The organism is Xanthomonas bromi (genome assembly GCF_900092025.1).
Lineage (GTDB): Bacteria > Pseudomonadota > Gammaproteobacteria > Xanthomonadales > Xanthomonadaceae > Xanthomonas > Xanthomonas bromi.
In genome coordinates this window covers 1-23109 of sequence record NZ_FLTX01000045.1, presented here as the reverse complement: position 1 = coordinate 23109, position 23109 = coordinate 1, and the positions used below count along the sequence as shown (strand labels likewise).

Annotated in this window: 19 protein-coding genes; 15 read left to right on the top strand and 4 right to left on the bottom strand. The window is 65.5% G+C overall.

The annotated features are described in order from the left end of the window. The first annotated feature begins 8 nt into the window (after positions 1–8). The 3 genes from glgB to XBLMG947_RS14680 all read left to right on the top strand — a co-directional run bounded on the left by glgB (position 9) and on the right by XBLMG947_RS14680 (position 4083). Positions 9–2192 carry a 1,4-alpha-glucan branching protein GlgB gene (gene glgB / locus XBLMG947_RS14690; RefSeq protein ID WP_065469397.1) on the top strand — a complete coding sequence of 728 codons (2184 nt, stop codon included), beginning with the start codon at positions 9–11 and terminating at the stop codon, positions 2190–2192. Between the two features lie 210 nt (positions 2193–2402). Further along, entirely contained in the window at positions 2403–2867 is a 465-nt protein-coding gene (locus tag XBLMG947_RS14685) for a metallophosphoesterase family protein (protein ID WP_065469396.1), read from the top strand. A 67-nt stretch (positions 2868–2934) separates the two neighbouring features. Then, complete coding sequence (locus tag XBLMG947_RS14680) at positions 2935–4083, top strand: aldo/keto reductase (RefSeq protein WP_065469395.1); 1149 nt, start codon at positions 2935–2937, stop codon at positions 4081–4083. 49 nt (positions 4084–4132) lie between these two features. Here XBLMG947_RS14680 and XBLMG947_RS14675 read toward each other — a convergent pair whose 3' ends face one another. Both XBLMG947_RS14675 and XBLMG947_RS14670 read right to left on the bottom strand, forming a co-directional pair. Beyond that, positions 4133–5755 carry a carboxylesterase/lipase family protein gene (locus tag XBLMG947_RS14675; RefSeq protein ID WP_065469394.1) on the bottom strand — a complete coding sequence of 541 codons (1623 nt, stop codon included), beginning with the start codon at positions 5753–5755 and terminating at the stop codon, positions 4133–4135. Further along, on the bottom strand, positions 5752–6825 hold the full coding sequence (locus XBLMG947_RS14670; RefSeq protein WP_065469393.1) for an alpha/beta hydrolase: 1074 nt from the start codon (positions 6823–6825) through the stop codon (positions 5752–5754). The genes XBLMG947_RS14675 and XBLMG947_RS14670 overlap by 4 nt, the downstream gene beginning before the upstream one ends. A 138-nt stretch (positions 6826–6963) precedes the next feature. Here XBLMG947_RS14670 and XBLMG947_RS14665 point away from each other — a divergent pair, with 138 nt between their 5' ends. The 10 genes from XBLMG947_RS14665 to XBLMG947_RS14620 all read left to right on the top strand — a co-directional run bounded on the left by XBLMG947_RS14665 (position 6964) and on the right by XBLMG947_RS14620 (position 18471). Continuing rightward, positions 6964–7785 carry a 2-keto-4-pentenoate hydratase gene (locus tag XBLMG947_RS14665; protein WP_065469392.1) on the top strand — a complete coding sequence of 274 codons (822 nt, stop codon included), beginning with the start codon at positions 6964–6966 and terminating at the stop codon, positions 7783–7785. Between the two features lie 37 nt (positions 7786–7822). Further along, a complete protein-coding gene (locus XBLMG947_RS14660) occupies positions 7823–8821 on the top strand; it encodes a TRAP transporter substrate-binding protein (RefSeq protein ID WP_065469391.1) in 999 nt (332 codons plus the stop codon). 10 nt (positions 8822–8831) lie between these two features. Then, positions 8832–9353, top strand: a complete 522-nt coding sequence (locus XBLMG947_RS14655; protein ID WP_065469390.1) for a TRAP transporter small permease — start codon at positions 8832–8834, stop codon at positions 9351–9353. Further along, a complete protein-coding gene (locus tag XBLMG947_RS14650) occupies positions 9353–10636 on the top strand; it encodes a TRAP transporter large permease (protein ID WP_065469389.1) in 1284 nt (427 codons plus the stop codon). Before XBLMG947_RS14655 ends, XBLMG947_RS14650 begins: the two co-directional genes overlap by 1 nt. Positions 10637–10835: 199 nt before the next feature. Further along, complete coding sequence (locus XBLMG947_RS14645) at positions 10836–12419, top strand: family 43 glycosylhydrolase (RefSeq protein WP_065469388.1); 1584 nt, start codon at positions 10836–10838, stop codon at positions 12417–12419. 140 nt (positions 12420–12559) lie between these two features. Continuing rightward, positions 12560–13618 (top strand): LacI family DNA-binding transcriptional regulator, encoded by a 1059-nt coding sequence (locus tag XBLMG947_RS14640; protein WP_065469387.1) that lies wholly within the window; start codon positions 12560–12562, stop codon positions 13616–13618. A 461-nt stretch (positions 13619–14079) separates the two neighbouring features. Continuing rightward, positions 14080–14922 (top strand): 5-dehydro-4-deoxy-D-glucuronate isomerase, encoded by an 843-nt coding sequence (kduI, locus tag XBLMG947_RS14635; RefSeq protein WP_065469386.1) that lies wholly within the window; start codon positions 14080–14082, stop codon positions 14920–14922. Between the two features lie 100 nt (positions 14923–15022). Beyond that, positions 15023–15778, top strand: coding sequence for a 2-dehydro-3-deoxy-D-gluconate 5-dehydrogenase KduD (gene kduD, locus XBLMG947_RS14630; RefSeq protein WP_065469385.1), 756 nt, complete (start codon positions 15023–15025; stop codon positions 15776–15778). Between the two features lie 250 nt (positions 15779–16028). Next, entirely contained in the window at positions 16029–16685 is a 657-nt protein-coding gene (locus tag XBLMG947_RS14625; RefSeq protein ID WP_065469384.1) for an RpiB/LacA/LacB family sugar-phosphate isomerase, read from the top strand. A 694-nt stretch (positions 16686–17379) separates the two neighbouring features. Continuing rightward, positions 17380–18471: a GDSL-type esterase/lipase family protein gene (locus XBLMG947_RS14620; protein WP_065469383.1), complete on the top strand. Its 1092-nt coding sequence runs from the start codon at positions 17380–17382 to the stop codon at positions 18469–18471. A 211-nt stretch (positions 18472–18682) separates the two neighbouring features. Here XBLMG947_RS14620 and XBLMG947_RS14615 read toward each other — a convergent pair whose 3' ends face one another. Both XBLMG947_RS14615 and phhA read right to left on the bottom strand, forming a co-directional pair. Further along, complete coding sequence (locus XBLMG947_RS14615; RefSeq protein ID WP_065469382.1) at positions 18683–19327, bottom strand: DMP19 family protein; 645 nt, start codon at positions 19325–19327, stop codon at positions 18683–18685. 143 nt (positions 19328–19470) lie between these two features. Continuing rightward, positions 19471–20361 (bottom strand): phenylalanine 4-monooxygenase, encoded by an 891-nt coding sequence (gene phhA / locus XBLMG947_RS14610; protein ID WP_065469381.1) that lies wholly within the window; start codon positions 20359–20361, stop codon positions 19471–19473. A gap of 127 nt (positions 20362–20488) precedes the next feature. On the opposite strand from phhA, the gene XBLMG947_RS14605 reads away from it, so the two are divergent. Together XBLMG947_RS14605 and XBLMG947_RS14600 are read left to right on the top strand one after the other, a co-directional pair. Beyond that, positions 20489–20971: an Lrp/AsnC family transcriptional regulator gene (locus XBLMG947_RS14605; RefSeq protein ID WP_065469380.1), complete on the top strand. Its 483-nt coding sequence runs from the start codon at positions 20489–20491 to the stop codon at positions 20969–20971. 302 nt (positions 20972–21273) lie between these two features. Then, a partial coding sequence (locus tag XBLMG947_RS14600; RefSeq protein ID WP_065469379.1) for a TonB-dependent siderophore receptor occupies positions 21274–23109 on the top strand: 1836 nt, incomplete at its 3' end.

Here is a 23109-nt window from a genome sequence, read left to right as displayed (position 1 = left end):
GTGGAGTAATGACAGCAGTGAGCAATCGATGGGATCCCGGCGTCATCCGCGCCCTGGCCGAAGCACGCCACGGCGATGCGTTCGCCGTCCTGGGCGCGCACCCAACCGACACCGGGCGCGTATTGCGCACCTATCTGCCTGGCGCCGAACGCGTCAGTGCAGTGCTCGACGACGGGCACGTGGTGGCGCTGGAGGCCGGCCCGGAGTCTGGCCTGTTTGCCGGCGACCTTCCGGCACAGGGCAGCTACCGCCTGCGCATCGGCTGGCCCGGCGGCGAGCAGGACACCGCCGACCCCTACGCCTTCGGACCGCAGCTCAGCGACTTCGACCTGCACCTGATCAGCGAAGGTCACCACCTGCAGCTGGCCGATGCGCTCGGCGCCAATGTGGTGGACGTGGATGGCGTACGCGGCACGCGCTTTGCGGTGTGGGCACCCAATGCCTCGCGTGTGGCGGTGGTGGGCGACTTCAATAGCTGGGACGCGCGCCGGCATCCGATGCGGCTGCGGCACCAGTCCGGCGTATGGGAGTTGTTCGTGCCCGACGTCGGCCCCGGTGCGCATTACAAGTATCAACTGCGTGGCCCGCATGGGCACGAACTGCCGGCCAAGGCAGACCCGGTGGCGCGCCGCGCCGAGCTTGCCCCGGGCACCGCCTCGATCGTGGCCGATCCCACGCCGCACCAGTGGAGCGACGACGGCTGGATGGCCACCCGTGCGCGCCGGCAGGCACACGACGCGCCGATGAGCATCTATGAGATGCACGCCGGCTCCTGGCTGCGCGAAGAAGGCGTGGACCTGGACTGGGATGGCCTGGCCGATCGCCTGATTCCATATGTGGCCGATATGGGCTTCACCCATGTCGAGCTGATGCCGGTGACCGAGCATCCGTTCGGCGGCTCGTGGGGTTATCAACCGCTGGGTCTGTTCGCGCCCACCGCGCGCTTCGGCACGCCCGATGGCTTCGCCCGATTTGTCGACCGCTGCCACCGCGAAGGTATCGGCGTCATCGTCGACTGGGTGCCGGCCCACTTTCCCACCGACGCGCACGGGCTGGCGCATTTCGACGGCACCGCGCTGTACGAACATGCCGACCCGCGCGAAGGCTTCCACCGCGACTGGAATACGCTGATCTACAACCACGGCCGCCGCGAGGTGTCCGGGTTCCTGATCGCCAGTGCGATGGAATTTCTGCAGCGCTACCACGTCGATGGGCTGCGCGTGGATGCGGTGGCCTCGATGCTGTACCGCGACTACAGCCGCAATGCCGGCGAGTGGGTGCCCAACATCCACGGCGGGCGCGAGAACTACGAGACCATCGCCTTCCTGCGCCGGCTCAATGAGGTGGTGCGCGAGCACACCCCGGGCGCGGTGATGATCGCAGAGGAATCCACCGCGTTCCCCGGCGTCACCGCCGATGTGGCGCATGGCGGCCTGGGCTTCCACTACAAGTGGAACATGGGTTGGATGCACGACACCCTGCATTACGCCGGGTTGGACCCGATCTATCGCCGGTATCACCACGGCGAGCTGACTTTCAGCATGGTTTACGCGTATTCGGAGCGCTTCGTGCTGCCGATCTCGCACGACGAAGTGGTGCATGGCAAGGGGTCATTGCTGGGCCGCATGCCAGGCGACGATTGGCAGCGCTTCGCCAACCTGCGCACGTATCTGGGTTTCATGTTCACCCACCCGGGGCGCAAGTTGCTGTTCATGGGCTGCGAATTCGGACAGCCCACCGAGTGGAACCATGACAGCGGGTTGCCGTGGCACTTGCTGGACGACCCACGCCACCGCGGCGTGCAGACGCTGGTGCGCGACTTGAACCGGCTGTATGTCGAATACCCGGCGCTGCACGTACATGACGACGACCCGTCCGGGTTCGCCTGGGTCGTCGGCGACGATGCCGGCAACAGCGTGGTGGCGTTCCTGCGCAAGTGCAAACGCGGCGATGCACCGGTGCTGGTGGTGATCAACTTCACCCCGGTGGTGCAGCACGGCTATCGCATCGGCGTGCCGCAAGGCGGCCAGTGGCGCGAGGTGTTCAATAGCGATGCCGGCATCTACGGCGGTGCCAATCTGGGCAATGGCGGCAGCGTGACGGCCGAGCAGCAGTCCATGCACCGCCATGCCCACTCGCTGCCGCTGTTGTTGCCGCCGCTGGGCGTCATCGTGCTCACGCCGCAGGGGTGATGCATCCTGCGCGCCTGCCACCGGGATTTGGCCCGGTGGCAGGCGGTAGCTAAAGTCGCGCCCTAGCAGACCGTTGGCAACGTGGGTCATGCGCCGCATCGATGACATCCTGGTACCCCCCGACGCGAGCGTGACGAAGCTGATTTCTCCATGTCGAGACTGTCGCCGTAGGCCATCGACGGAGTCGTGTTCAAACGAGGGAATGGCAAGATGGGCACTGGCACGCGTATCGGTGTGATCTCCGACACGCACGGGCTGCTGCGGCCCGAGGCGCTGGCCGCGCTCGATGGCTGCGCGCACATCATCCATGCCGGCGATGTGGGCAAGCCGCAGGTGCTTGAGGCATTGCGGGCACTGGCCCCGCTGCATGTCATCGCAGGCAATATCGATGACAAGCCCTGGGCCGCGGATTTGCCGCAGACGCTGGATCTGCAGATCGATGGCGTGCGCATCCATGTGTTGCACACGCTGAAAACACTGGCATCGGACGTGGCAGCAGACGTCGTCATCAGCGGTCATTCGCACAAACCCGAGATCCAGTTGCGGGAGGGCGTGCTGTACGTCAATCCGGGCAGTGCCGGTCCGCGTCGCTTCAGTCTGCCGATCAGTCTGGCCATGCTGTGGCTGGGCGATGGCGCGCCGCACGCGCAGTTGCAGCAGTTGGCGGTGGGCTGAGTCCGCTGACCTGGCATGCACACCGGCGGAGCCATGCTCTTGGACCACGTTGTTGCACGGAGTCGCCATGAATACACGTCGCCAATTTCTTTCCGCTGCCGCTGCCGGCACTGCGGCATTGGCCGCTGCGCCATTGATGGCGCAATTGTCAGCGCCCGGCAGCGTGATGCCGACGCGCGGTAAAACCGATGCGAGCGCATTGCCGACTAATCCCGTCACCAAGGGCGGACGCTACCGCCCACGCAGTCGACTGGGCTTTGGTGGCGTTGCGATCGGGAATGGGTTTGCGCCTGCCAGCGACGCACAGAGCGAGCAGACTCTCGCAGCGGTGTGGGAATCGGGCGTGCGCTATTTCGATACGTCGCCGTGGTATGGGTTGGGCTTGTCCGAGCGACGCACCGGCCATCATCTGCACAATCATCCGGCCGACGATTACGTGGTGTCGACCAAGGTGGGGCGCTTGCTCACCGCGACCGAGACACCGCCAAAGACGATGTGGCAGCAGCCCTCGCCCTTTGATTATCGCTACGACTACAGCGCGTCCGGTGTGCGGCGCTCGATCGAAGATAGCCTGCAGCGCTTGGGCGTGTCGCAGATCGACATCGCGTACATCCACGATCTGTCGCCGGAGAACGAAAAGGACCTGGGCATGCCGTGGGAGCAGCGCTTCGCCGAAGCGGTGAAGGGTGCGATGCCGGAGCTGACCAAGATGCGCAAGGAGGGCTTGATCAAAGCCTGGGGTTTTGGCGTCAATCGTCCAGAGCCGGCATTGCGCGCGATCGAAGAGGCCGATCCGGACATCTTCCTGCTGGCCTGCCAATACTCGCTCCTCGATCATGCGCAGGCGTTGCATGACACCTTCCCGAAGATCGAGAAACATGGCGCCTCGGTCGTGGTCGGTGCACCGTTGTTGGCTGGCTATTTGGCCGGACGCGAGCGTTATCTCTACGACGGCACCATCCCGCCGTGGGCGCCGGCCAAGCGGCAGAAAGCGTTGGCCATTTGCGACAGGCATGGCGTGGATCTACGCACGGTAGCGCTGCAATTTGCTGCTGCTCCGCCTGTGGTGTCGGCCGTCATCCCCGGGGCGCGCACGGCCGAGCAGGCGCACGCCAATGCGATGTCGATGCGGGTGGTCATTCCATCGGCAGTGTGGGAGGAGCTCAAGCGCGAAGGCGTGATCGAGGCAGATGCGCCGTTGCCTGCTGCGCATTGACGGATAGGCCGAGCGCAGCCGTGCAAGGTGGTCAGGCATTCCCAGGCAATCAAAACGTACCGCGTTGAATAAACGGCGCTTGTTGATACAACAAGCGCTCACCGCCGCGCGGATCCAGTTCCAGCCGGCTTGGCGTATCGAACACCAGCGTTTCGCGACGCTTCAAGGAATACGTCTGCCAGTGCGGCGCACCGCGACGATTGGGGTCGCCATGCCGCGCAAATGCAATCAGCGCTTCGCTCATCTGCTCGGCCATGCGCTGTGCGTCGGTGCTGTCGCCGGTACGCGAGCCGGGCTGGCGCACGTTGTCGAACACCAGCGGAATATCCAGCGTATGGAAGGCGCCGAACTTACCGCCCTCCAGCGGCGAGCCCCAGTCCAGTTGATAGACCCAGGTGGGCGCGCCTTGCCGTGCACGCGCCTGGGCCTCTTCGACGGCGCCGCGCCAAGAACGGCCGGCGGTGGTCGCTGCGAAAAACACCTGCGACGGCGTGTACTGCGGATATAACCGCCGGTATTCGGCGATGACCACTTGCGGCAACAGATCCACGTATTGCTGCGCTTCCAGTTTGGCCGGCAACTCGTCCCAGCTCAATGCGAAATTCTTCGCATCGTTGCCGAGAAAGCCGCGTGTTTCATCGCGCGTATTGCCGATCACCATCGGAATACGTGCCGACTGCAAGGGCGCGGTGGGCCAGAAGGGATGCACCGGCACGTTGCGCGCATCCAGCACCGGGCCGAAATACAGCGCGTTGTTTTCCACCCGCGACGGGTCGCGGACTTGCGCGGCGGCCAGCAGTTGCGCCACCGGCCAGGTGCGCATGCGCGCGATCTCGCCTGGCGCCACCTTCAACGCATCCAGCAGCACCTGCGCACGCCGGGTTGCCGCGCGCGGCCCGGCCACGGTGACCTGTTGCCCGCTCATGGTCCAGGCGCGATGGAACAACCCACGCGCGGCCGGCATCGCCATCAGCGTGGCGATCTTGGCGCCACCGCCGGACTGCCCGAACACGGTGACGTTGCCGGCGTCGCCGCCGAATTCGGCCGCATGCTGACGCACCCACTGCAACGCCTGGATCAGATCCAGCTGCCCGGCATTGCCGGAGTCGGCAAAACTGGCATCGCCCAATTGCGCCAACGACAGATAGCCAAACAGATTGAGCCGGTGATTGACGGTGATCACGACCACGTCGCCGCGCTTGCACAGGCGCACGCCATCGTAGAGCGGGTCGCTACCGGAGCCGGTGGTATAGCCGCCGCCGTGGATATAGAACAGGACCGGCCGCTTGCCGCCATCGCGCAGGCCGGGTGTCCACACGTTGAGGAACAAACAGTCCTCGCCGGTGAATTCGCTGGCCTTGAGTTGTGGCGCGGCCGCACCGAAATGGCTGGCATCGCGTACGTCCTGCCATGGCGTTTCCTGCAGGGGTGCCTGGAAGCGCCGCGCGGCGGTGTCGCCGCCATACGGAATGCCCTTGAACATGCAGATACCCTGGTCGCGGTAGCCGCGCAGCGCGCCGCTACGCACGCGTGCCAGCGGCGCACCGTCGTCGCGTGGCGGCGGGAGTGTGGCCGCAACAGCGAAGCCGGGCAGCGTGGAGGCGGCGGTGGCAAGCAAACCGCCGCGCAACAGCGCGCGGCGGCGTGGGTCAGGGGCGCCCTGCGCTGTCATCGCGTCGCCTCCTTCGCGGGCGCAGGCGCAGGTGTGGGTCCAGGTTCAGACGCCGGCGCGACATGCGCGATCCAGGCTTGCGCCAGCTGCGGCCATGCGGACACGGTGAGACCGGTGCCGCTGGCGGTACCGAAACCATGCCCACCCTGCGGGAACACATGCAGCTCGCTCGGCACCCCGGCGCGCAGCAGCGCGTCATGCATCAACAGGCTGTTGCGCACCGAGACCACAGTGTCATCCTGCGCATGCAGCAAAAAAGTGGGCGGCGTGCGTGCATCCACATGCAGCTGCGGCGAATACGCACGCACCTGCGCCTGGCTCGGTGCGCTGCCGATCAGCCGTTCGCGCGAGCCCGGATGCGCGTTGGCGCTGTCCATGTCGATCACCGGGTAGATCAGCAGCTGGAAATCCGGTCGTGCGCTCAGCGCATCGGCCGCATCGACCTGCGGATACACCTGCGCGGCATAGCGCGTGCCCAGGCTGGCGGCGACATGGCCACCGGCCGAAAACCCCATCACGCCGACGCGCTGCGCATCGATGCCATAACGCGCCGCGTTGGCGCGGATCAGCCGCAACGCACGTTGCGCATCGGCCAGCGGCACGTCGGCGCCATTGGGATGGCCTTCGCCCGGCAGCCGGTAGCGCAGCACGAACAGGGTGATGCCGGCGGTGTCGACGAAGCCGGGCACCAACGCGCTGCCCTCGTTGTCCAGCACGATGCGCTGGTAACCGCCGCCAGGGGTGACCAGCAGTGCAGTACAGTTAGGGCGCTTGGGCCGGTAGACCACCAGATACGGCGCGCTGACCTGCTGGATGTAGCGATCCGGTCGCGCCGGGTCGCTGCTGCGCTCGACGATGCGCTGCGGTTGCGGCAAGGCGGTGTCTCCCGGCGCCAGTGGCGTGGGCCACAGGGCGATCCGGCTGGCCTGTTCGGCAGCGGTGTCGGCGCTGGGGCGCTCGGCCGCTGGCGCCGGGCTGGCCAGCAGCGCGCCCAGCACCAGCGCCGCCAAACCGTGCTGCGCGGCGCGCGAAAGCACGGTCAAAGCGTGCGTTTGGCGTGTCTGTTTCATTCACCCCTCCCAGGGTCCTTCGTTTGCGACGACAACAATGCCGCACTGCACATTGCCAATGACACCGGTTTACCATATACAGCACCTCGTGCCGCTGTCGATTGGCAGTGCAACAAAACACCTATCAGGGAGACACCCTTGAGCAACGACGCCGCCACTCCGCCCTCTTCTACATCCACGCTGTTCGACATCGCCCAGCGCTTTGTGGAGGCACGCCGTGCAGGGGCATCGCTGCCCGACTTTCCCGGGCAAATCCCGGACGATCTGGTCACGGCTTACCAGGTGCAGGACATCGCCATCAGCCAATGGCGCGACCAAGTGATTGGCTGGAAGGTGGGTTATATCGCCGCCGAGCGCCGTGATGCCTCCGGCGATGAGCGACTGCTCGGCCCGATCTTCTCCCAGAAGGTCTGGAATGCTACCGGTGGAACAACCGAGTTCCCGGTCTATACCGGCGGCTTCGGCGCGGTCGAAGCCGAGTACGTGCTGCGTCTGGACGCGGACGCGCCGGCCGCGCAGACCCACTTCACCCCGGAGCAGGCTGCGCAGCTGCCTGCCACGTTGCTCATCGGCGTGGAAATCGCCAGTAGCCCGCTGGCGACCATCAACCAGCTCGGCCCGCGGGTGGTGATTTCGGACTTCGGCAACAACAATGGCCTGATTCTGGGGCCGGAAGTGACCGATTGGCTGGGGCGCGACGAAGCTGCGCTGACTGTCGAAACCTTGATCGACGACCAGCGGGTCGGCACCGGCGGGGCCACCACGCTGCCGGGAGGATTGCGCGCGGCCTACGCATTTGCGCTCAGTCGTTTGGCGCAGCGCGGGCGTCCGCTCAAGCGCGGTGATCTCATCGCTACCGGCAATGCCACCGGGATCCACGACATCGACGTGGGGCAGCGTGCCCTGATTCGCTTCGCCGGCATCGGCGATATTTCCTGTACGGCTGTGTCCGCCAGTTAACGGCGGTCCCCGTGACCAGACGCTTGGGAGGGCGGCAATGATCACACGCAGACATTTCCTCGGTGCCGGGCTCGGTGCCGCCGCTGCCGCCCCCTGGCTGGGGGCGGGCGCCACCACGCCGATTCCCGGCGGGCAGTTGCTCACCGCCACCGACGTGCATGTCGGCGACTACCCCACCGTTGAAGCGGTACGCTGGTTCGGCAAGCAGCTCGAAGCACGCACCAATGGCCGGCTGAAGCTACGCCAATACCACTCCGGCCAGCTGGGCCGCGAGTCGGAGGCGATCGACATGGCGCGCTTCGGCGCCATCGATATCACCCGCGTGTATTCGGGTGCGTTGAACAACACGTTTCCGCTCACGCAGGCGCTGTGCCTGCCGTATGTGTTCGACTCGGTGCCGCATCTGCGCCGCGCCATCGACGGGCATGTCGGCGACAGCGTGCTGCGCAGCTTCGAGCAGCGGGATCTGATCGGTCTTGCCATCTACGATTCGGGCGCGCGTTGCTTCTACAACACCAAGCATCCGTTGCACCGCCCGGAAGATCTCAAGGGCCTGAAACTGCGCGTGGCCTCGTCGGACATCTTCCTCAAACTGATGCGCATGCTGGGCGCCAACCCCACGCCGATGTCGCTGGGCGAGACGTTCTCGGCGATGGAAACGCACATGATCGACGGTGCGGAAAACAACATGCGCAGCTTTCAGTCCAGTCGGCATTTCGAAGCCGCGCACTACTGGTCGCAGAGCGAGCATTCCTACGCGCCGGACATCCTGGTGATGTCGCGCAAGAGTTTCGAATCGCTGAGCGCGGCCGACCGCGGCCTGGTGGTGGAACTGGCGCGCGCCTCGGTGCCGGTGATGCGCAACCTGTGGGATGCCTCCGAGACGGTCGCGCGGCAGCAGGTGATCGACTACGGCGTGAAGCTCAACCAGGTCGACATGCCGGCGTTCCGCGCCGCCGCCGCCCCGCTGCTGGCCGAGTACCGCAAGCAGCCGGAGCTCGAAGCGCTGTACCGCCGCATCCGCGATTTTGCATAGAGGTGATCCGATGACCGAACCCGAGACCCTCGCCGTCCCGGTCGCGCCGTTGCAGCGCGCGCTGGACCGCGTTTCCGATATCGCCGTTGGCGTGGCATCGCTGGCCCTGCTTGGCCTGGTGGTCGTGCAGGGCTGGCAGGTGTTCACCCGCTACGTACTCAACGATTCGCCCAGCTGGACCGAGCCGGTGACGTTGCTGCTGCTGAGCACAGCACTGAGCCTGGGCGCGGCGGCCGGCGTGCATACCAACCGCCACTTCGGCTTTTATCTGCTGGGCGAGCACGTACCGCCGCCGGTGCGCAAAATGTTCGACGTCATTCGCCCGCTGATGATCATGTCCATCGGTGCGGTGCTGGCATGGTGGAGCGCGGCGCTGTTGATCGATGGGCTGGACATCAAGATGGCCGGTGCGCAGATGCCGCAGAGCATCAACTACCTGCCGCTATCGATCGGTGGTGCGCTGATGGTGCTGTTCGCCTTGTTCAAGTTGTGGCGTGTGCTGCGCCCGGTCCATGTCGGAGGAGTGTGCTGATGGGCATCGCGATGTTGTTGGGAACCTTCGTGGTGCTGCTGCTGATCGGCGTGCCGGTGGCGTATGCACTGGGTGCGGCGGCATTGGCGACGTTGCTGTATCTGGACCTGCCCACGGTGGTGTTGGTGCAGCAGATTTCCGCCGGTAGCGGCTCGGCGTCGCTGATCGCCATTCCGCTGTTTATCTTCGCCGGCGAGTTGATGCTGCGCGGCGGTATTTCCGAGCGCTTGATCGCGTTGGCCTCGTCGTTGGTGGGGCGCGTGCGCGGTGGTCTGGGCCAGGTCAGCGTGTTGTCGTCGCTGTTCTTCGGCGGCGTGTCCGGCTCGGCGATTGCCGATGTGTCGGCGGTCGGCGGCACCATGATTCCGCAGATGATCAAGCGCGGCTACGACCGCGACTACGCGGTGAACGTGAGCATGACCGCCGCGCTGGTGGCCTTGCTGGTGCCGCCCTCGCATAACCTGATCCTGTTCTCGGCCGCGGCCGGTGGCGGCTTGTCGATCGCCGATCTGTTCGCGGCCGGCATCTTCCCTGCGTTGTTGATGACCGCCGCGATGATGCTCACCGGCTATGCGGTGGCACGCCATCGCGGCTACGGCACCGAGCCGTTCCCGGGCTGGCGTGCCGTGACGCTGCGCCTGATCGGTGCGTTGCCGGGGCTTGGCCTGGTCGCGCTGATCTTCATCGGCATTCGCGCCGGCATCTTCACCGCGGTGGAGAGCGCCGCCATCGCGGTGGTGTACGCGTTGATCGTCACCGCAGTGTTGTATCGGCAATTGCGCTGGGCCGAGTTCTTCGCCGCGGTGACGCATGCGGCGCGCACCACCGGCGTGATCCTGTTCGTGATCGCCACTGCCGCGGTGTTCGGCTGGTTGCTGGCCTATTTGCAGGTGCCGGCGGCAGCGGTGAAGTTCCTGCAGGCCATTGCCGACAGCAAGAACATGGTGTTGTTGATGATCGTGGTGATGCTGCTGTTGCTGGGCATGTTCATGGACCTGGCACCGAAGATCCTGATCTGCACGCCGATCTTCCTGCCGGTGGTCAAGGCCTACGGCATCGACCCGATCCACTTCGGCCTGGTGATGGTGCTGGCCGGCGGTATCGGTCTGATCACCCCGCCGATCGGCTCGGTGCTGTTCATCGGTACCTCCATCGGGCAGATCACCATTGCGCAAAGCATGCGCACGATCTGGCCGTTCTGGCTGGCGGCGCTGTGCGTGTTGTTGATCGTGGCGTTTTTCCCGGAATTGTCGCTGTGGTTGCCTCGCGCTTTGCGCGCCTGAGGACTGCAGCGACTGCGTGACAGGCAGGCGGATGATCGGTACGGCGCGTCGCGTCGTATCGATCGTCTGCCATGCATCTGCGGTGCCTGGCGAATGCGTCAGGCATCGTTGCCGGTGGAAGACTTCTGGCGCATCTGGTTAACCGGTGGCATTGCCCATCGGCCGCGGTAAAGCCCCGAATCCGGGATCAGGAGAGAGCATGCGTTTGCGTACCACTTCATCCCGATGGCGTTGGCTCCTTGCCGGCGGGTTGCTGCTGTGCGTCGGCCTGAGCGCTGCGGCGGACTGGAAGCGCGGCATCGAACACCAGCGCATCGCCGACCAGGGCGATGGCACCTTTCTCAATCCCGTGCTGGCCGGCGACCACCCCGATCCGTCGGTGCTCAAGGATGGCGACGATTACTACCTCACGCTGTCATCGTTCGATGCGTATCCGGGCCTGCCGATCTGGCATTCGCGCGATCTGGTCAACTGGCAGCCGCTGGGCCACGCCATCACCCACAACGTCGGTGCGATCTGGGCGCCTGACCTGATCAAGCACGGCAAGCGCTATTACATCTATTTCCCGGCCCGTCTTGGCGACCAGGGCGAGCGCAGCAATTTCGTGGTGTGGGCCGACGACATCATCGGCCCGTGGAGCACGCCGATCGACATCGGCCTGGGCAAGTACATCGACCCCGGCCATGCGGTGGGCGAAGACGGCAAGCGCTATCTGTTCCTGAGCGGCGGCGATTATGTGCAGCTGTCCGACGACGGCCTGAAAGTGGTCGGTACGCCCAGGCACGTCTACGACGGCTGGAAATACCCGGAACGCTGGGACGTGGAAAGCTACGCCCAGGAAGGCCCCAAGATCACCCGCCACAACGGCTGGTACTACATGACCACCGCGGTGGGTGGCACCGCCGGCCCGCCGACCGGGCACATGGTGATCACCGCGCGCGCGCGCTCCATCCATGGCCCGTGGCAGAACGCGCCCAACAACCCGATCACGCGTACCCAGCGTGCCGGCGAGCCGTGGTGGTCGCGTGGCCACGCCACCCTGGTGGAAGGCACCGACCAACGTTGGTGGATGCTCTACCACGGCTACGAAAATGGCTTCTGGACGCTGGGCCGGCAGGCCTTGCTCGACCCCATCGAATGGACGCCGGACGGCTGGTTCGTCGCCAAGGGCGGCGATCTGGGCACCCCGCTGAAGAAACCCAGTGGGCAGGCACTGCCGCATGGGATGGCGTTGTCGGACGATTTCCGCGCCGCCACGCTCGGCCCGCAGTGGGCCTTCTTCAACCCGGCCGCCGACGAAGCCAAGCGTCTGCAGGTGGGCAATGGCGTGCTGCGCCTGCAGGGCAAGGGCCGCGCCCCGCGCGATGCCTCGCCGCTGACGGTGATCGCCACCGACCCGGCCTACCAGTTCCAGGTGCAGATGACCGTGGCACCGGGGGGGCAGGGCGGCGCGCTGCTGTTCTACAGCGACAAGCTCTACGCCGGGGTGGGCAGCAATGGCGAACACTTCGTCATGCACCGCTACGGTGAGGAACGTCCGGCCACGCTGGCGCCCAGCACCAATGGCGGCACGCTGTGGCTGCGCGTCACCAACAATCGCCACATCGTCACCATTCACAGCAGCAACGACGGCAAGACGTGGACCAAGTACCCGGTGCAGATGGAAGTGTCCGGTTACCACCACAACGTGGCCGGCAAGTTCCTGGCCCTGAAGCCGGCGCTGTACGCCGCCGGCGCAGGCCAGGTGGAATTCCGCAATTTCCGCTACCGCGCCCTGGACTGACCGTTCTGCATCGGCGGGCATGTCGTGGCGCTGCCTGCTGAGGCAGGCCCGGCCTGGCGGATCCGGTGCAGCGGCAGGCGTCGCTCAGGTCTACCGCCCCGGGGCCGGTAGAATCCAATCAACTTCACTGGTTGACCGCTATGCCTGTCCGCAAGATGCCTGAAGAAGGAATACCCGGCCTGCCGAAGGGCAAGGTCGCCACGATCAACGACATTGCACGCATGTCGGGCGTGTCGAAGAAGACCGTGTCGCGGATCATCAACAACTCGCCGCTGGTGCGCCAGGACACCCGCGAGAAGGTCGAGGCGCTGATGCGCCAGGTCGGCTATGCGCCGGATCCGCTCGCGCGCGGGCTGGCGTTCCGGCGCTCGTTCCTGATCGGCATGGTCTACGACAACCCCACCGCGCAGTACATCGTGGACATGCAGTACGGCGCGCTGGACGCGCTGCGCGGCTCCAGCTTCGAGCTGGTGGTGCACCCCTGCGACAGCCGCAGCCCCGGCTACATCGAGGGCGTGCGCCGCTTCGCCCAGGCGCAGAAGCTGCACGGGGTGATCCTGGTGCCGCGAGCCTCCGAGGACCAGGCGCTGGCCGACATGCTGGCCGAGATCGGCTGCCGTTATACCCGCATCGCCTCGATCGCGCTGGACGCCACCTCGCAGACGGTGATCACCCACGACCGCGACGGTGCCGCCGAAGCAGCCGATTACCTGCTCTCGCTCGGCCACCGCGACATCGCCCTGGTCACCGGCCCCAGCGCCTACCGCTCCTCGATCGAGCGCACCTCCGGCTTTGCCGATGCGCTGACCCGGCGCGGCATCGAACTGCCGCCCGAACGCATCGTCGAAGCCGGTTACACCTTCGAATCGGGCGTGGCCGCGGCCGAAAAGCTGCTGTTGGGCAAGAAGCGCCCCACCGCCATCTTCACCGGTAACGACGAAATGGCCGCCGGTATCTACAAGGTCGCGCTGCGCGCCGGCATCAACATCCCGCGCCAGCTCTCGGTGATCGGCTACGACGACAGCTCGCTGGCCTCGCGCCTGTGGCCGCCGCTGACCTCGGTACGCCGGCATACCCGCGACACCGGCCGCACCGCTGCCGCGATGCTGATCCAGCCCGACAACGCCCCGCAGCTGCCCACCGCCAGCGTGCGCCCGCACCTGATCGTGCGCGACTCCTGCCAACCGCCGGAAGATTGAGCACGTTAAGCCCCTCTCCCTGCGGGAGAGGGGTGAGGGTACGGCGGCAGACAGCCATCTAAAAAGCTCAGACATGAGCTGACGGAGGAGGCGCACATGAGCTTCTACCCGACCAATCAAGCCGCACACCGGACGCCGTGCGTAGCCTCATACCCTCATCCGGCGCTACGCGCCACCTTCTCCCGGTGGGAGAAGGGTAAAAGCCCTCTCCCTGCGGAAGAGGGCCGGGTGAGGGGACGGCGGCAGATCAGCCATTCCAGTCGTAGGCGCTGCACCGGGCTTCGCCCGTACCCTCATCCGCCCCTGCGGGGCACCTTCTCCCGATGGGATAAGGGAGTTGGCAGCCCGTGCGTCCACCCATGCCGTCTTTCGTGCACTGCGCAATGACACCGGTTAACCAGAGCCGGTAGACTAGTCCGGTGCAAGCTCACGACCCCACCCGCTTGTCACCGGAGAGGCGCATGTCCCTGTACTGCAAAACGCACTACGCCACCCATCCCGACGCCAGCAACGACGACCTGCGCGAGCTCTATCTGCTCGACGGCCTGTTCGTGGACGGTGCGGTGACGCTCAAATACACCCACTACGAACGTGTCGTGCTCGGTGGCGCCGCGCCGTTGGGCACCGCGCTGGAACTGCCCAAGCAGACCGAGCCGGCCTCTGCCGCCGGTCACCCGTTCCTGGAGCGCCGCGAGCTGGGCGTCATCAACGTCGGCGCCGGCAGCGGCACCGTGACCGTGGATGGCACCGCCTACGTGCTCGGCCCCAAGGACGGCCTGTACGTGGCGATGGGCAGCACCGATGTCCGCTTCGCCTCGGACGATGCCGCCAACCCGGTCAAGTTCTATCTGGCCTCGACACCGGCGCACGCGCGCTTCGAAACCAAGCAGCTGTCGATCAAGGATGCGGTGGCGCTGGACCGTGGCGCGCTGGAAACCAGCAACGAGCGCACCATCTACCAGTACATCGTGCCGGCCACCTGCCCGTCGTCGCAGCTGCTGCTGGGCCTGACCGTGCTCAAGCCAGGCAGCGTCTGGAACACCATGCCGCCGCATCTGCACGACCGCCGCAGCGAGGTGTATTTCTATTTCGACCTGGGCGCCAACGACCGCGTCTATCACTTCATGGGCGAGCCCGACGCGCAGCGTCACATCGTGATCCAGAACAACGAAGCGGTGGTGTCGCCGCCGTGGTCCATCCACATGGGCGCCGGTACCAGCAACTACGCCTTCATCTGGGCAATGGGCGGCGAAAACCTGGATTACACCGACATGCATGTGCTGGATATCTGCCAGCTCAAGTAAGCGCCGGCGGACTCACGCGGGTCTGCCAACACCTGTACCGGCCGCGCATCGCGCGGTTCACCCCTCACACCGTGATACACCCAGCAGGAGCGATAAGGTAATGAGCAATCCGTTCAGTCTCGAAGGCAAGGTCGCACTGGTCACCGGTGCCAACACGGGCTTGGGCCAGGGCATCGCGTTGGCGTTGGCCGAGGCGGGTGCCGACATCGCTGCCGCCGGCATTCAGGCGCCCACCGAGACCGAGGAAAAGGTCAAGGCGCTGGGCCGTCGCTTCATCGCCATCGAAGCCAACCTGATCAGCATCGAGCCGGTGCAGCGCATCATCGACGCCACCATCGCCGGCCTGGGCGGGCTGGATATCCTGGTCAACAATGCCGGCCTGATCCGTCGCACCGATGCGGTGGATTTCAGCGAGCAGGATTGGGACGACGTGCTCAACGTCAACCTGAAGTCGGCGTTCTTCATGGCGCAGGCGGCTGGCCGTCACTTCATTGCCCAGGGCCGCGGCAAGATCATCAACATCGCCTCGATGCTGTCGTTCCAGGGCGGCATCCGCGTGCCGTCCTACACCGCCAGCAAGTCCGGCATCGCTGGCATCACCCGTCTGTTGGCCAACGAATGGGCCAGCAAGGGCGTGACCACCAACGCCATCGCACCGGGTTACATGGCCACCGACAACACTGCGCAGCTGCGTGCAGACGAAGACCGCAACAAGTCGATCCTGGACCGCATTCCGGCCGCGCGCTGGGGCGTACCAGCCGACCTCGGCGGCACCGCAGTGTTCCTGGCCAGCAGCGCTTCGGACTACGTCAACGGTGCCATCATCCCGGTCGACGGTGGCTGGCTGGCACGCTGATCCGGATCGCCCTTGGGGTTGCGGCGATGTGGTGTCCTTCTCCCGCCTGCGGGAGAAGGTGCCCGCAGGGCGGATGCGGGCAACCCCCGCCCGGAACCGCCATCAACGGCGCGCAGCGTCTTAGTCACGTCTTGTTCGTTTCGCGCCGAAACCCTGGACCGGCACACGCAATCGAAAGCACTTCGCGGCAGCACCTAGCGTCCACCTTTTTTTCCGAACCACTCTTCCCCAACCCAATCGGAGCATTCCCATGAAAATTGCACTCATGAACGAGTTTAGCCAGGCCGCCAAGAACCCGGTGGTTCTGCAGCAGCTCAACGACGTCGCCAGCGAGCAGGGCCACACCGTCTTCAACGTCGGCATGGATGGCGACAACGACCACCGCCTGACCTATATCCACCTGGGCATCGTCGCCAGCCTGCTGCTGAACTCCAAGGCAGTGGACTTCGTGGTTGCCGGCTGCGGCACCGGCCAGGGCGCCATGATGTCGCTCAACGCGCACCCGGGCGTGTTCTGCGGCTACTGCATCGAACCGACCGACGCCTACCTGTTCGCCCAGGTCAACAACGGCAACGCGCTGTCGCTGGCATTCGCCAAGGGCTACGGCTGGGGCGCAGAAATCAACGTGCGCACCATCTTCGAAAAGGCCTTCAGTGGCGAGCGCGGCATGGGCTACCCGGCCGAGCGTCGCGAATCCCAGGCCGCCAACGCCGGCATCCTGACCCAGGTCAAGCAGGCCACCGCCAAGTCGTACCTGGACGGGCTGCGCGCCATCGACCCGGAACTGATCAAGCAGGCGATCGGCGGCCAGCGCTTCCAGCAGTGCTTCTTCGACAACGCGCAGGATGCGGAGATCCGCAGCTTCGTCGCTGGTCTGCTGGGCAAGACCGAAGCCGCTGCTGCCTGAGCACGGTAGCGTGCCGTCGTCTGCTTCCCGTGCAGGGAGCAGGCGCGGAATGGCCGCGTTGCGGGCTCACACCGTGCATGCATGCGATGCACGGTGTGGGCTTGCGGTCTGGCGCGATGCGCGGCGATGTCGCGCGATGTGACGTGACCCGCAAGGAGTCGCGGTGATGCGCATTCGATAGATGCCACGTTGCGTGTGGTTTGCGGGGATAACGCGCCATACGCCTGCGTGCATGCGATTTTTTTAACGTCCCTATCTGCAGTTCTTTGCTGTTTTTCAGATGGCCCGGCCGCACGCCGGACAGCAGCGCAGCTACGCCAGGCCCCGCTCCCCTCGGAGCGCCAAGCGACGGCCGGCAGGCGACCGGTGCACATGCATCCACCACCCATGCCGCTAACGAGACGCGTGGGGTGAAGACAGAGGCATCGGCAGACCGCCATGCACTATCAACGCGTCATGTCAGGCCGGCAAGACGAGCGCTAGCTGAGACGTGCCGGTGAGCACGTGCGGGATGCGCTTATCGCGCAGCGTGTCGCCAAACATCTCACTCAACACGGTTGCCGATCGCACCACGCCGCATCTGCGCAACCATCGCTCGCCGGCGGCAGATTTCCGCCGCGCAGTACAGCTAGCAAGCAACCAACCGCTAACCGATCCACCTGGGAGACCCCACAAGCGTCGACTGCTCATCGCCATGCTGGTGCTTTGCAGCAGGCTTGCCCACGCAGCGCCACACCGCATCTTCATCGCTGGCGATTCCACTGCCGCCGAATACGGCGCCGAGCGCGCCCCACAGGCCGGCTGGGGACAGATGCTGCAGGGCTGGTTCGAACCGGCGCAGTGGAAGGTGCACAACCACGCCAAGGGTGGCCGCAGCACGCGCAGTTTCATCGCCGAAGGGCGGCTGGACGCCATCTCGAACGACTTGCAACGCGGCGACGTCCTGCTGATCCAGTTCGGCCACAACGACGCCAAGCGCGAAGACCCCACGCGCTACACCGATCCGACGACCGACTACATCCAGTTCCTGCGCCGCTATCTCGCCGCTGCGCGCGACAAGGGCGCCACGCCCATCCTGATCACCCCTGCTGCGCGGTCGTTGTACGACTTCGGTGCGTTGCTCGATACCCACGGCCGCTACACCCTGGCCATGCAGCAACTCGCCGCGCAGGAACATGTCGATCTGATCGATCTCAATGCCAGTTCCAGCGACTGGATCCGCGCGCTTGGTGAACAGGCCGCCAAACCGTATTTCCTGTTCGTGCCCGAAAAAAACATTACCGACGGCACCCACTTCAGCCGTGCCGGCGCAACCGCCATTGCCTGCCTTGTGGTGCACGGCTGGGTGCAGCTGCAGCCAGCGCTCAAACCGCAGTTACGCCGCCACGCCGATTGCGGCGCAGCCCCCGACACCGCCGCGCAACGCGCTGCGCAGGCGCATCCCTCGCTGGTGGTGCACGAGCGCGACCTCGCCCGCGAACAACCCGGCCCGCATGGCGGCGCCGGCCCCACTACTGCGTATCCGTTCTTCGCCGACGCACCGGATCTGACATGCGTGCTGCGCAAACGCGTGCTGCACAAAGGCGCCGGCATTGGCCTGCACCTGCACGACAAGGACGAAATCTATGACATCGTCAGCGGCCGCGGTTTATACGCCCTGGACGGCAAGCACTACGCCGTCGCTGCGGGCGATGCGCTGTTGACGCGGCCGGGCAGCACGCATGCCTTGCAGCAAATCGGCGAAGACCCGTTGGTGCTGTTGCTGGCGTACACCGCATCCAGGTAGGCGCTGCGCGGCCTGTCGCAACCACGAAGAGGCACCGCGCTGCCGTATCGTTCATGCGTGCTGTTCCGTTACTGGAAACGGCCGGAGTGCGAGTGGCCTGCTTCGGCCTGCAGATTCGCGCGCCAGTGATCGGCGACAAGCGCATGGCGTTCGCGCTGGCATCCGTACCGCGTCGTGCGTCGTCGCGGCCGAGACCGGACTTCAACAGCACTCAGGCCTTATCCACCCCGTAATGCGTCAGCCCCAGGCGCGCCAGGTCCCCCGAACGGCGGTAGTAGACCTCTTCCCAGCCATCCACACGCTGGCGGTCGGTTTCGTTCATCGCATCGAGAATGTCTTCGATACTGAGCAGATCCGGGTCTTCTTCCAGTCGTTCGAAGATGGCACCCAGGCCTTCGATGGCTTGGCGCAGTTGCGCCGCGCCCATCGCGGCCAGACCCCGCACGGCGTGGTCGCGCGTGGCCGCATCCCAATGATCGAAATAGCACGCGTAGCCGCTTTCAGTCATATCCGCATCCAGACGCGCCAGCGCGACCAGCTCGCGTTCGCCGGGCGACAATGCGTCCACACGCCCACGCAGGCTGGTGAGTTTCGCCAACGCCCGCGCGCTGCGGCGACGCCACAGCAGCTCGGGCATATTGAGCAGACCTTCCGGGGTGGGGGGCGCCACCGCAGGCCAGTTCACTCCGAAGCCGTCTTCGGTGATCTGCCATTGCGCGCGCTGCGGCGGCGATGCCTTCTGCAATAACCGATGCGCCTGGATGGGCTCGTCGATGCGGATACCGTTGGTCAGGGTAAACAGCAGGCGCGTGTCGTCCAACTCCAAGCGCCGGATGCGCAGATGCGTCAGGTCCATTGAGCGAAGGCGATGTCAGGAAGTTTGACCTTAGTCGGCAGCAGCGGCGGTGTCGAGTCGAGCTGCGTCATCTGGCAGCGTCACCACTGCGCGTCGCCGCCGCGGCTCGCAGTCACTGCTAGTGCGTTACCGCCGCAGGCGCTTCACACGTCGCCGTCGCGGCTCCAGCCTTCGCCGCTACCGCGCTGGATCACACTATCGCTCGGCAGCACATCGCCCGCCGGCACCTGCGTCTGTTGCGCAAGCTCGGCATAGATCGGTGTGAAGTCCGGCGCGGTGGCCGCCATCAACTGCGCAAAGCTGTCGATAACGAAATAGGTCTTCTGGAAGCTGTCGATGCGGTAGCGCGTGCGCATGATGCGTTGCAGGTCGAACCCGATGCGGTTCGGTGCCGCCGATTCCAGCGAATGCAGCGATTCGCCCTTGGACGAGACGATGCCCGCGCCGTAGATGCGCAGGCCCTGCGGTGTGTCGATCAAGCCGAATTCCACCGTGTACCAATACAGCCGGGTGAGATTTTGCAGCGCATCCGGGCCCATGCCGTGCGCCTTGACCCCACCGCGGCCATAGGCCTGCATGAAGTCGGCAAACAGCGGGTTCATCAACAGCGGCACGTGCCCGAACAGGTCATGGAACAGGTCGGGTTCTGCGATGTAATCGATCTGCTCCGGCCGGCGGATCCACCAGGTCACCGGGAAGCGCTTGTTGGCCAGGTGATCGAAAAAATCCAGCTCCGGCAGCAGACCCTGCACGCCGACCAGGGTCCAGCCGGTGGCTGCCTGCAACACGCGGTTGAGCGCATTGAAGCGCGGAATCTGCGTATCGCCCATGCCCATCGCGTCCTGCGCCTGCAGAAACTCGTCGCAGGCGCGACCGATCAGTAACGCGCGCTGGCGCCGATACAAGGTGCCCCAGGTCGCGTGATCGTCGGCGCTGTAGCCGTCCCACGGTTGCTCCACCACCGCGGTGGTGTAGATCGGCACATAGCCTTTGTCGGTGAGCTGGTTTTCGACGCGTTGCGGGGCGGTATTCATGCAGCGGCACTTCCCGGTGAAGAGTCCTCACCTTAGCCGGATGCCCGCGCAACGGGATTGCGAATCTTGCGTGCCTTAGGCAATCTGGCGCAAGATTCGTGCGTCATTTTCTGCTGCTGCGCAACATATGGAACAGCCTATTGCCCTGGACCGCACCGATTTGCGCTTGCTCGCGCTGCTGCAGACCCAGGGGCGCACCAGTAATGCCGAGTTGGCCGTGCAGGTCAATCTGTCCGCGTCTGCCTGCTTGCGGCGTACCCAGCGGCTGGAGGCCGCCGGCATCATTGCCGGCTACGGCGCTCGCCTGGACGCGCGTGCGCTGGGGCTTGGCTTGCAGGCGTTCGTGCGCGTGCAGCTGGAGCAGCACGCGCAGGCCGATATCGAACATTTCGCCGACGGTGTGCGCGGCTGGGATGAGGTGGTGGCGTGTTGGGCACTCACCGGCGACATGGATTATCTGTTGCAGGTGCAGGTGCGCGACCTCGAACATTTCTCGCGGTTTTTGCTCGATCGCCTGCTCAATGCCACTGGCGTCTCGGATGTGAATTCCAGCTTCGTGCTGCGCACGGTGAAAGCGCCGGAAGGGTTGCCGCTGTCGCATCTGGCATGAGGCGGGGGCCAGTGGACGCAGGACGCACGGTGGCCGTGCACGCCTGACACGACGGTAGCTTGCACCGACGCTTGCCGCACCGTCTCCGAACGCACGTACGCACAAGTTGTCGCGCTCGCTTGCCTGGCAAACGATAACGATTTACATTTACCTCATATCTTGGCCGCGTCCGGCCACATCGTTCGTGTCGCATCGCCAGCCCTTGCAGGGCCAGCCAGCCGGTTCGAGTGGACGCCTGCGTGTGCCTGTGCCTTTCCCTACTGCGTGACGCGCTGCGTCCGCAGCGATCGACGAGAACGCCCATGTCTGCTGCCATCGCTCCTCTTGGCCTGTTGTCCGCCGCGCTGCTGTGCGCGCTGTCCACCCTGGCCCCCACCGCACATGCTGCCGAGGCCGCCGAGGCGACCGACGCCAAGACGCTCGATCAGGTCAGCGTCAACGGCACGGTGAGCCGCGCGCAACCGGCCACCACCACGCGGCTGCCGCTGACCCTGCAGGAAACCCCGCAGTCGGTGAGCGTGATCGGCCTGCAGCGGCTGGAAGAGCAATCGCTTTTCAGCATCGACGATGTGATGCGTAATGTCACTGGCATCAACGTGTCGTTCTACGACACCCAGCGGCCAGTGTATTTCGCGCGCGGCTTCCAGATCACCGACTTCCAGGTCGACGGCCTGCCGACCTACAGCGGCGCAACCAATCAGGAATACGACACGGTCTTCTACGACCGCATCGAAGTGATTCGCGGCGCCAATGGCCTGCTCACCGGCGCGGGTATTCCCTCGGCCACGGTCAACCTGCTGCGCAAGCGTCCGGGCAAGGACTTCGACGCCTCATTTGGAGTAAGCGCGGGCACCTGGGATTTCCGCCGTATGCAGGCCGATGTCAATGCGCCGCTGACCAGCGACGGCCGCTTCCGCAGCCGCGTGGTGGCCGCCTGGCAGGACCGTGATTACTACTACGACCGCTATCACGACAGCAAAATGTCCGGCATGGCGGTACTGGAAGGCGACCTGACCGAGAGCACCACGCTCACTGTCGGTTACCAGCGCCAGGACAACACCCCGGTGGGCTCGACCTGGGGCACGGTGCCGTTCTTCGCTGCTGACGGCTCCTACGCCAACCTGTCGCGCTCGACCAACATGGCACCGGAATGGACGCGCTGGCAGCGCGAAACCAGCACCGCCTTCGCCAACCTGGAACAGCGCTTCGGCGAGGACTGGTTGCTGCGCGTCAACGCCGCCCACACCAAAGGCACGGTGCAGAGTCTGCGCGTGTACGGCACCGGCTACCCGGCCGCCGATGGCAGCGGCGTGTTTCTACGCGCCGGCACAGGCGAAACGCAGGACACGCGCGACAGCGTGGACGTGTATCTGTCCGGCGGATTCGCCTTGTTCGGCCGCCAGCACGATGTGGTGATCGGCGGCAGCTGGCAGGACCTGCAATCGACGACCTACAACCTGGCGCAGACCTATCCCGCCGATTGGGCAAGCTGCGCCAACGCCTTTGGCCCGCCCGAGCGCTGCTATTTCATTCCCAACATCCGCAACTGGAATGGCGATGCCTCCAAAGTGACGTATACGCGCACCGGCGCGCGTAGCCAGGCGCGCACCACGCAGCGCGGCGTGTATGCATCCACGCGCTTGCGGCTCGCCGACCCACTGTCGTTGATTGCCGGCGCGCGCCTGAGTTCCTGGGAAACCCGCACCCAGGCCTTCGATGCCAGCGGCACCTACACCGGCACCAGCGGCCGCTACGAAGTGAGCGACGAAGTCACCCCGTACGTTGGGCTGGTGTACGACATCGTGCCGGACGTGTCGGTCTATGCCAGCTACACCGAAATCTTCAGCCCGCAGGATTACCGCGACAAGGACAACACCCTGCTCGCACCGGTGGAAGGTTCCAACCTGGAAGCCGGCATCAAGGCGCAATTGCTCGACGGCCGCGCCATGGTCACTGCTGCCGTGTTCGAGGCCAAGCAAGACAACTACGCGGTGCGCGACATGACCCAGCCGGACGCCTCGCTGCCGGATGGCAACTCGGCGTACATCGGCGTGGACGGCACCAAGAGCCGTGGCTGGGAAGTGGACCTCAATGGCGAAGTGCTCCCCGGTTGGACCATCAACGCCGGCTATACCCAC

Bases quoted from the DNA above. Each gene is read 5' to 3' on its own strand.
- glgB (WP_065469397.1), top strand. From the start codon at position 9: ATGACAGCAGTGAGCAATCGATGGGATCCCGGCGTCATCCGCGCCCTG.
- XBLMG947_RS14685 (WP_065469396.1), top strand. From the start codon at position 2,403: ATGGGCACTGGCACGCGTATCGGTGTGATCTCCGACACGCACGGGCTG.
- XBLMG947_RS14680 (WP_065469395.1), top strand. From the start codon at position 2,935: ATGAATACACGTCGCCAATTTCTTTCCGCTGCCGCTGCCGGCACTGCG.
- XBLMG947_RS14675 (WP_065469394.1), bottom strand. From the start codon at position 5,755: ATGACAGCGCAGGGCGCCCCTGACCCACGCCGCCGCGCGCTGTTGCGC.
- XBLMG947_RS14670 (WP_065469393.1), bottom strand. From the start codon at position 6,825: ATGAAACAGACACGCCAAACGCACGCTTTGACCGTGCTTTCGCGCGCC.
- XBLMG947_RS14660 (WP_065469391.1), top strand. From the start codon at position 7,823: ATGATCACACGCAGACATTTCCTCGGTGCCGGGCTCGGTGCCGCCGCT.
- XBLMG947_RS14655 (WP_065469390.1), top strand. From the start codon at position 8,832: ATGACCGAACCCGAGACCCTCGCCGTCCCGGTCGCGCCGTTGCAGCGC.
- XBLMG947_RS14650 (WP_065469389.1), top strand. From the start codon at position 9,353: ATGGGCATCGCGATGTTGTTGGGAACCTTCGTGGTGCTGCTGCTGATC.
- XBLMG947_RS14645 (WP_065469388.1), top strand. From the start codon at position 10,836: ATGCGTTTGCGTACCACTTCATCCCGATGGCGTTGGCTCCTTGCCGGC.
- XBLMG947_RS14640 (WP_065469387.1), top strand. From the start codon at position 12,560: ATGCCTGTCCGCAAGATGCCTGAAGAAGGAATACCCGGCCTGCCGAAG.
- kduI (WP_065469386.1), top strand. From the start codon at position 14,080: ATGTCCCTGTACTGCAAAACGCACTACGCCACCCATCCCGACGCCAGC.
- kduD (WP_065469385.1), top strand. From the start codon at position 15,023: ATGAGCAATCCGTTCAGTCTCGAAGGCAAGGTCGCACTGGTCACCGGT.
- XBLMG947_RS14625 (WP_065469384.1), top strand. From the start codon at position 16,029: ATGAAAATTGCACTCATGAACGAGTTTAGCCAGGCCGCCAAGAACCCG.
- XBLMG947_RS14620 (WP_065469383.1), top strand. From the start codon at position 17,380: ATGCTGGTGCTTTGCAGCAGGCTTGCCCACGCAGCGCCACACCGCATC.
- XBLMG947_RS14615 (WP_065469382.1), bottom strand. From the start codon at position 19,327: ATGGACCTGACGCATCTGCGCATCCGGCGCTTGGAGTTGGACGACACG.
- phhA (WP_065469381.1), bottom strand. From the start codon at position 20,361: ATGAATACCGCCCCGCAACGCGTCGAAAACCAGCTCACCGACAAAGGC.
- XBLMG947_RS14605 (WP_065469380.1), top strand. From the start codon at position 20,489: ATGGAACAGCCTATTGCCCTGGACCGCACCGATTTGCGCTTGCTCGCG.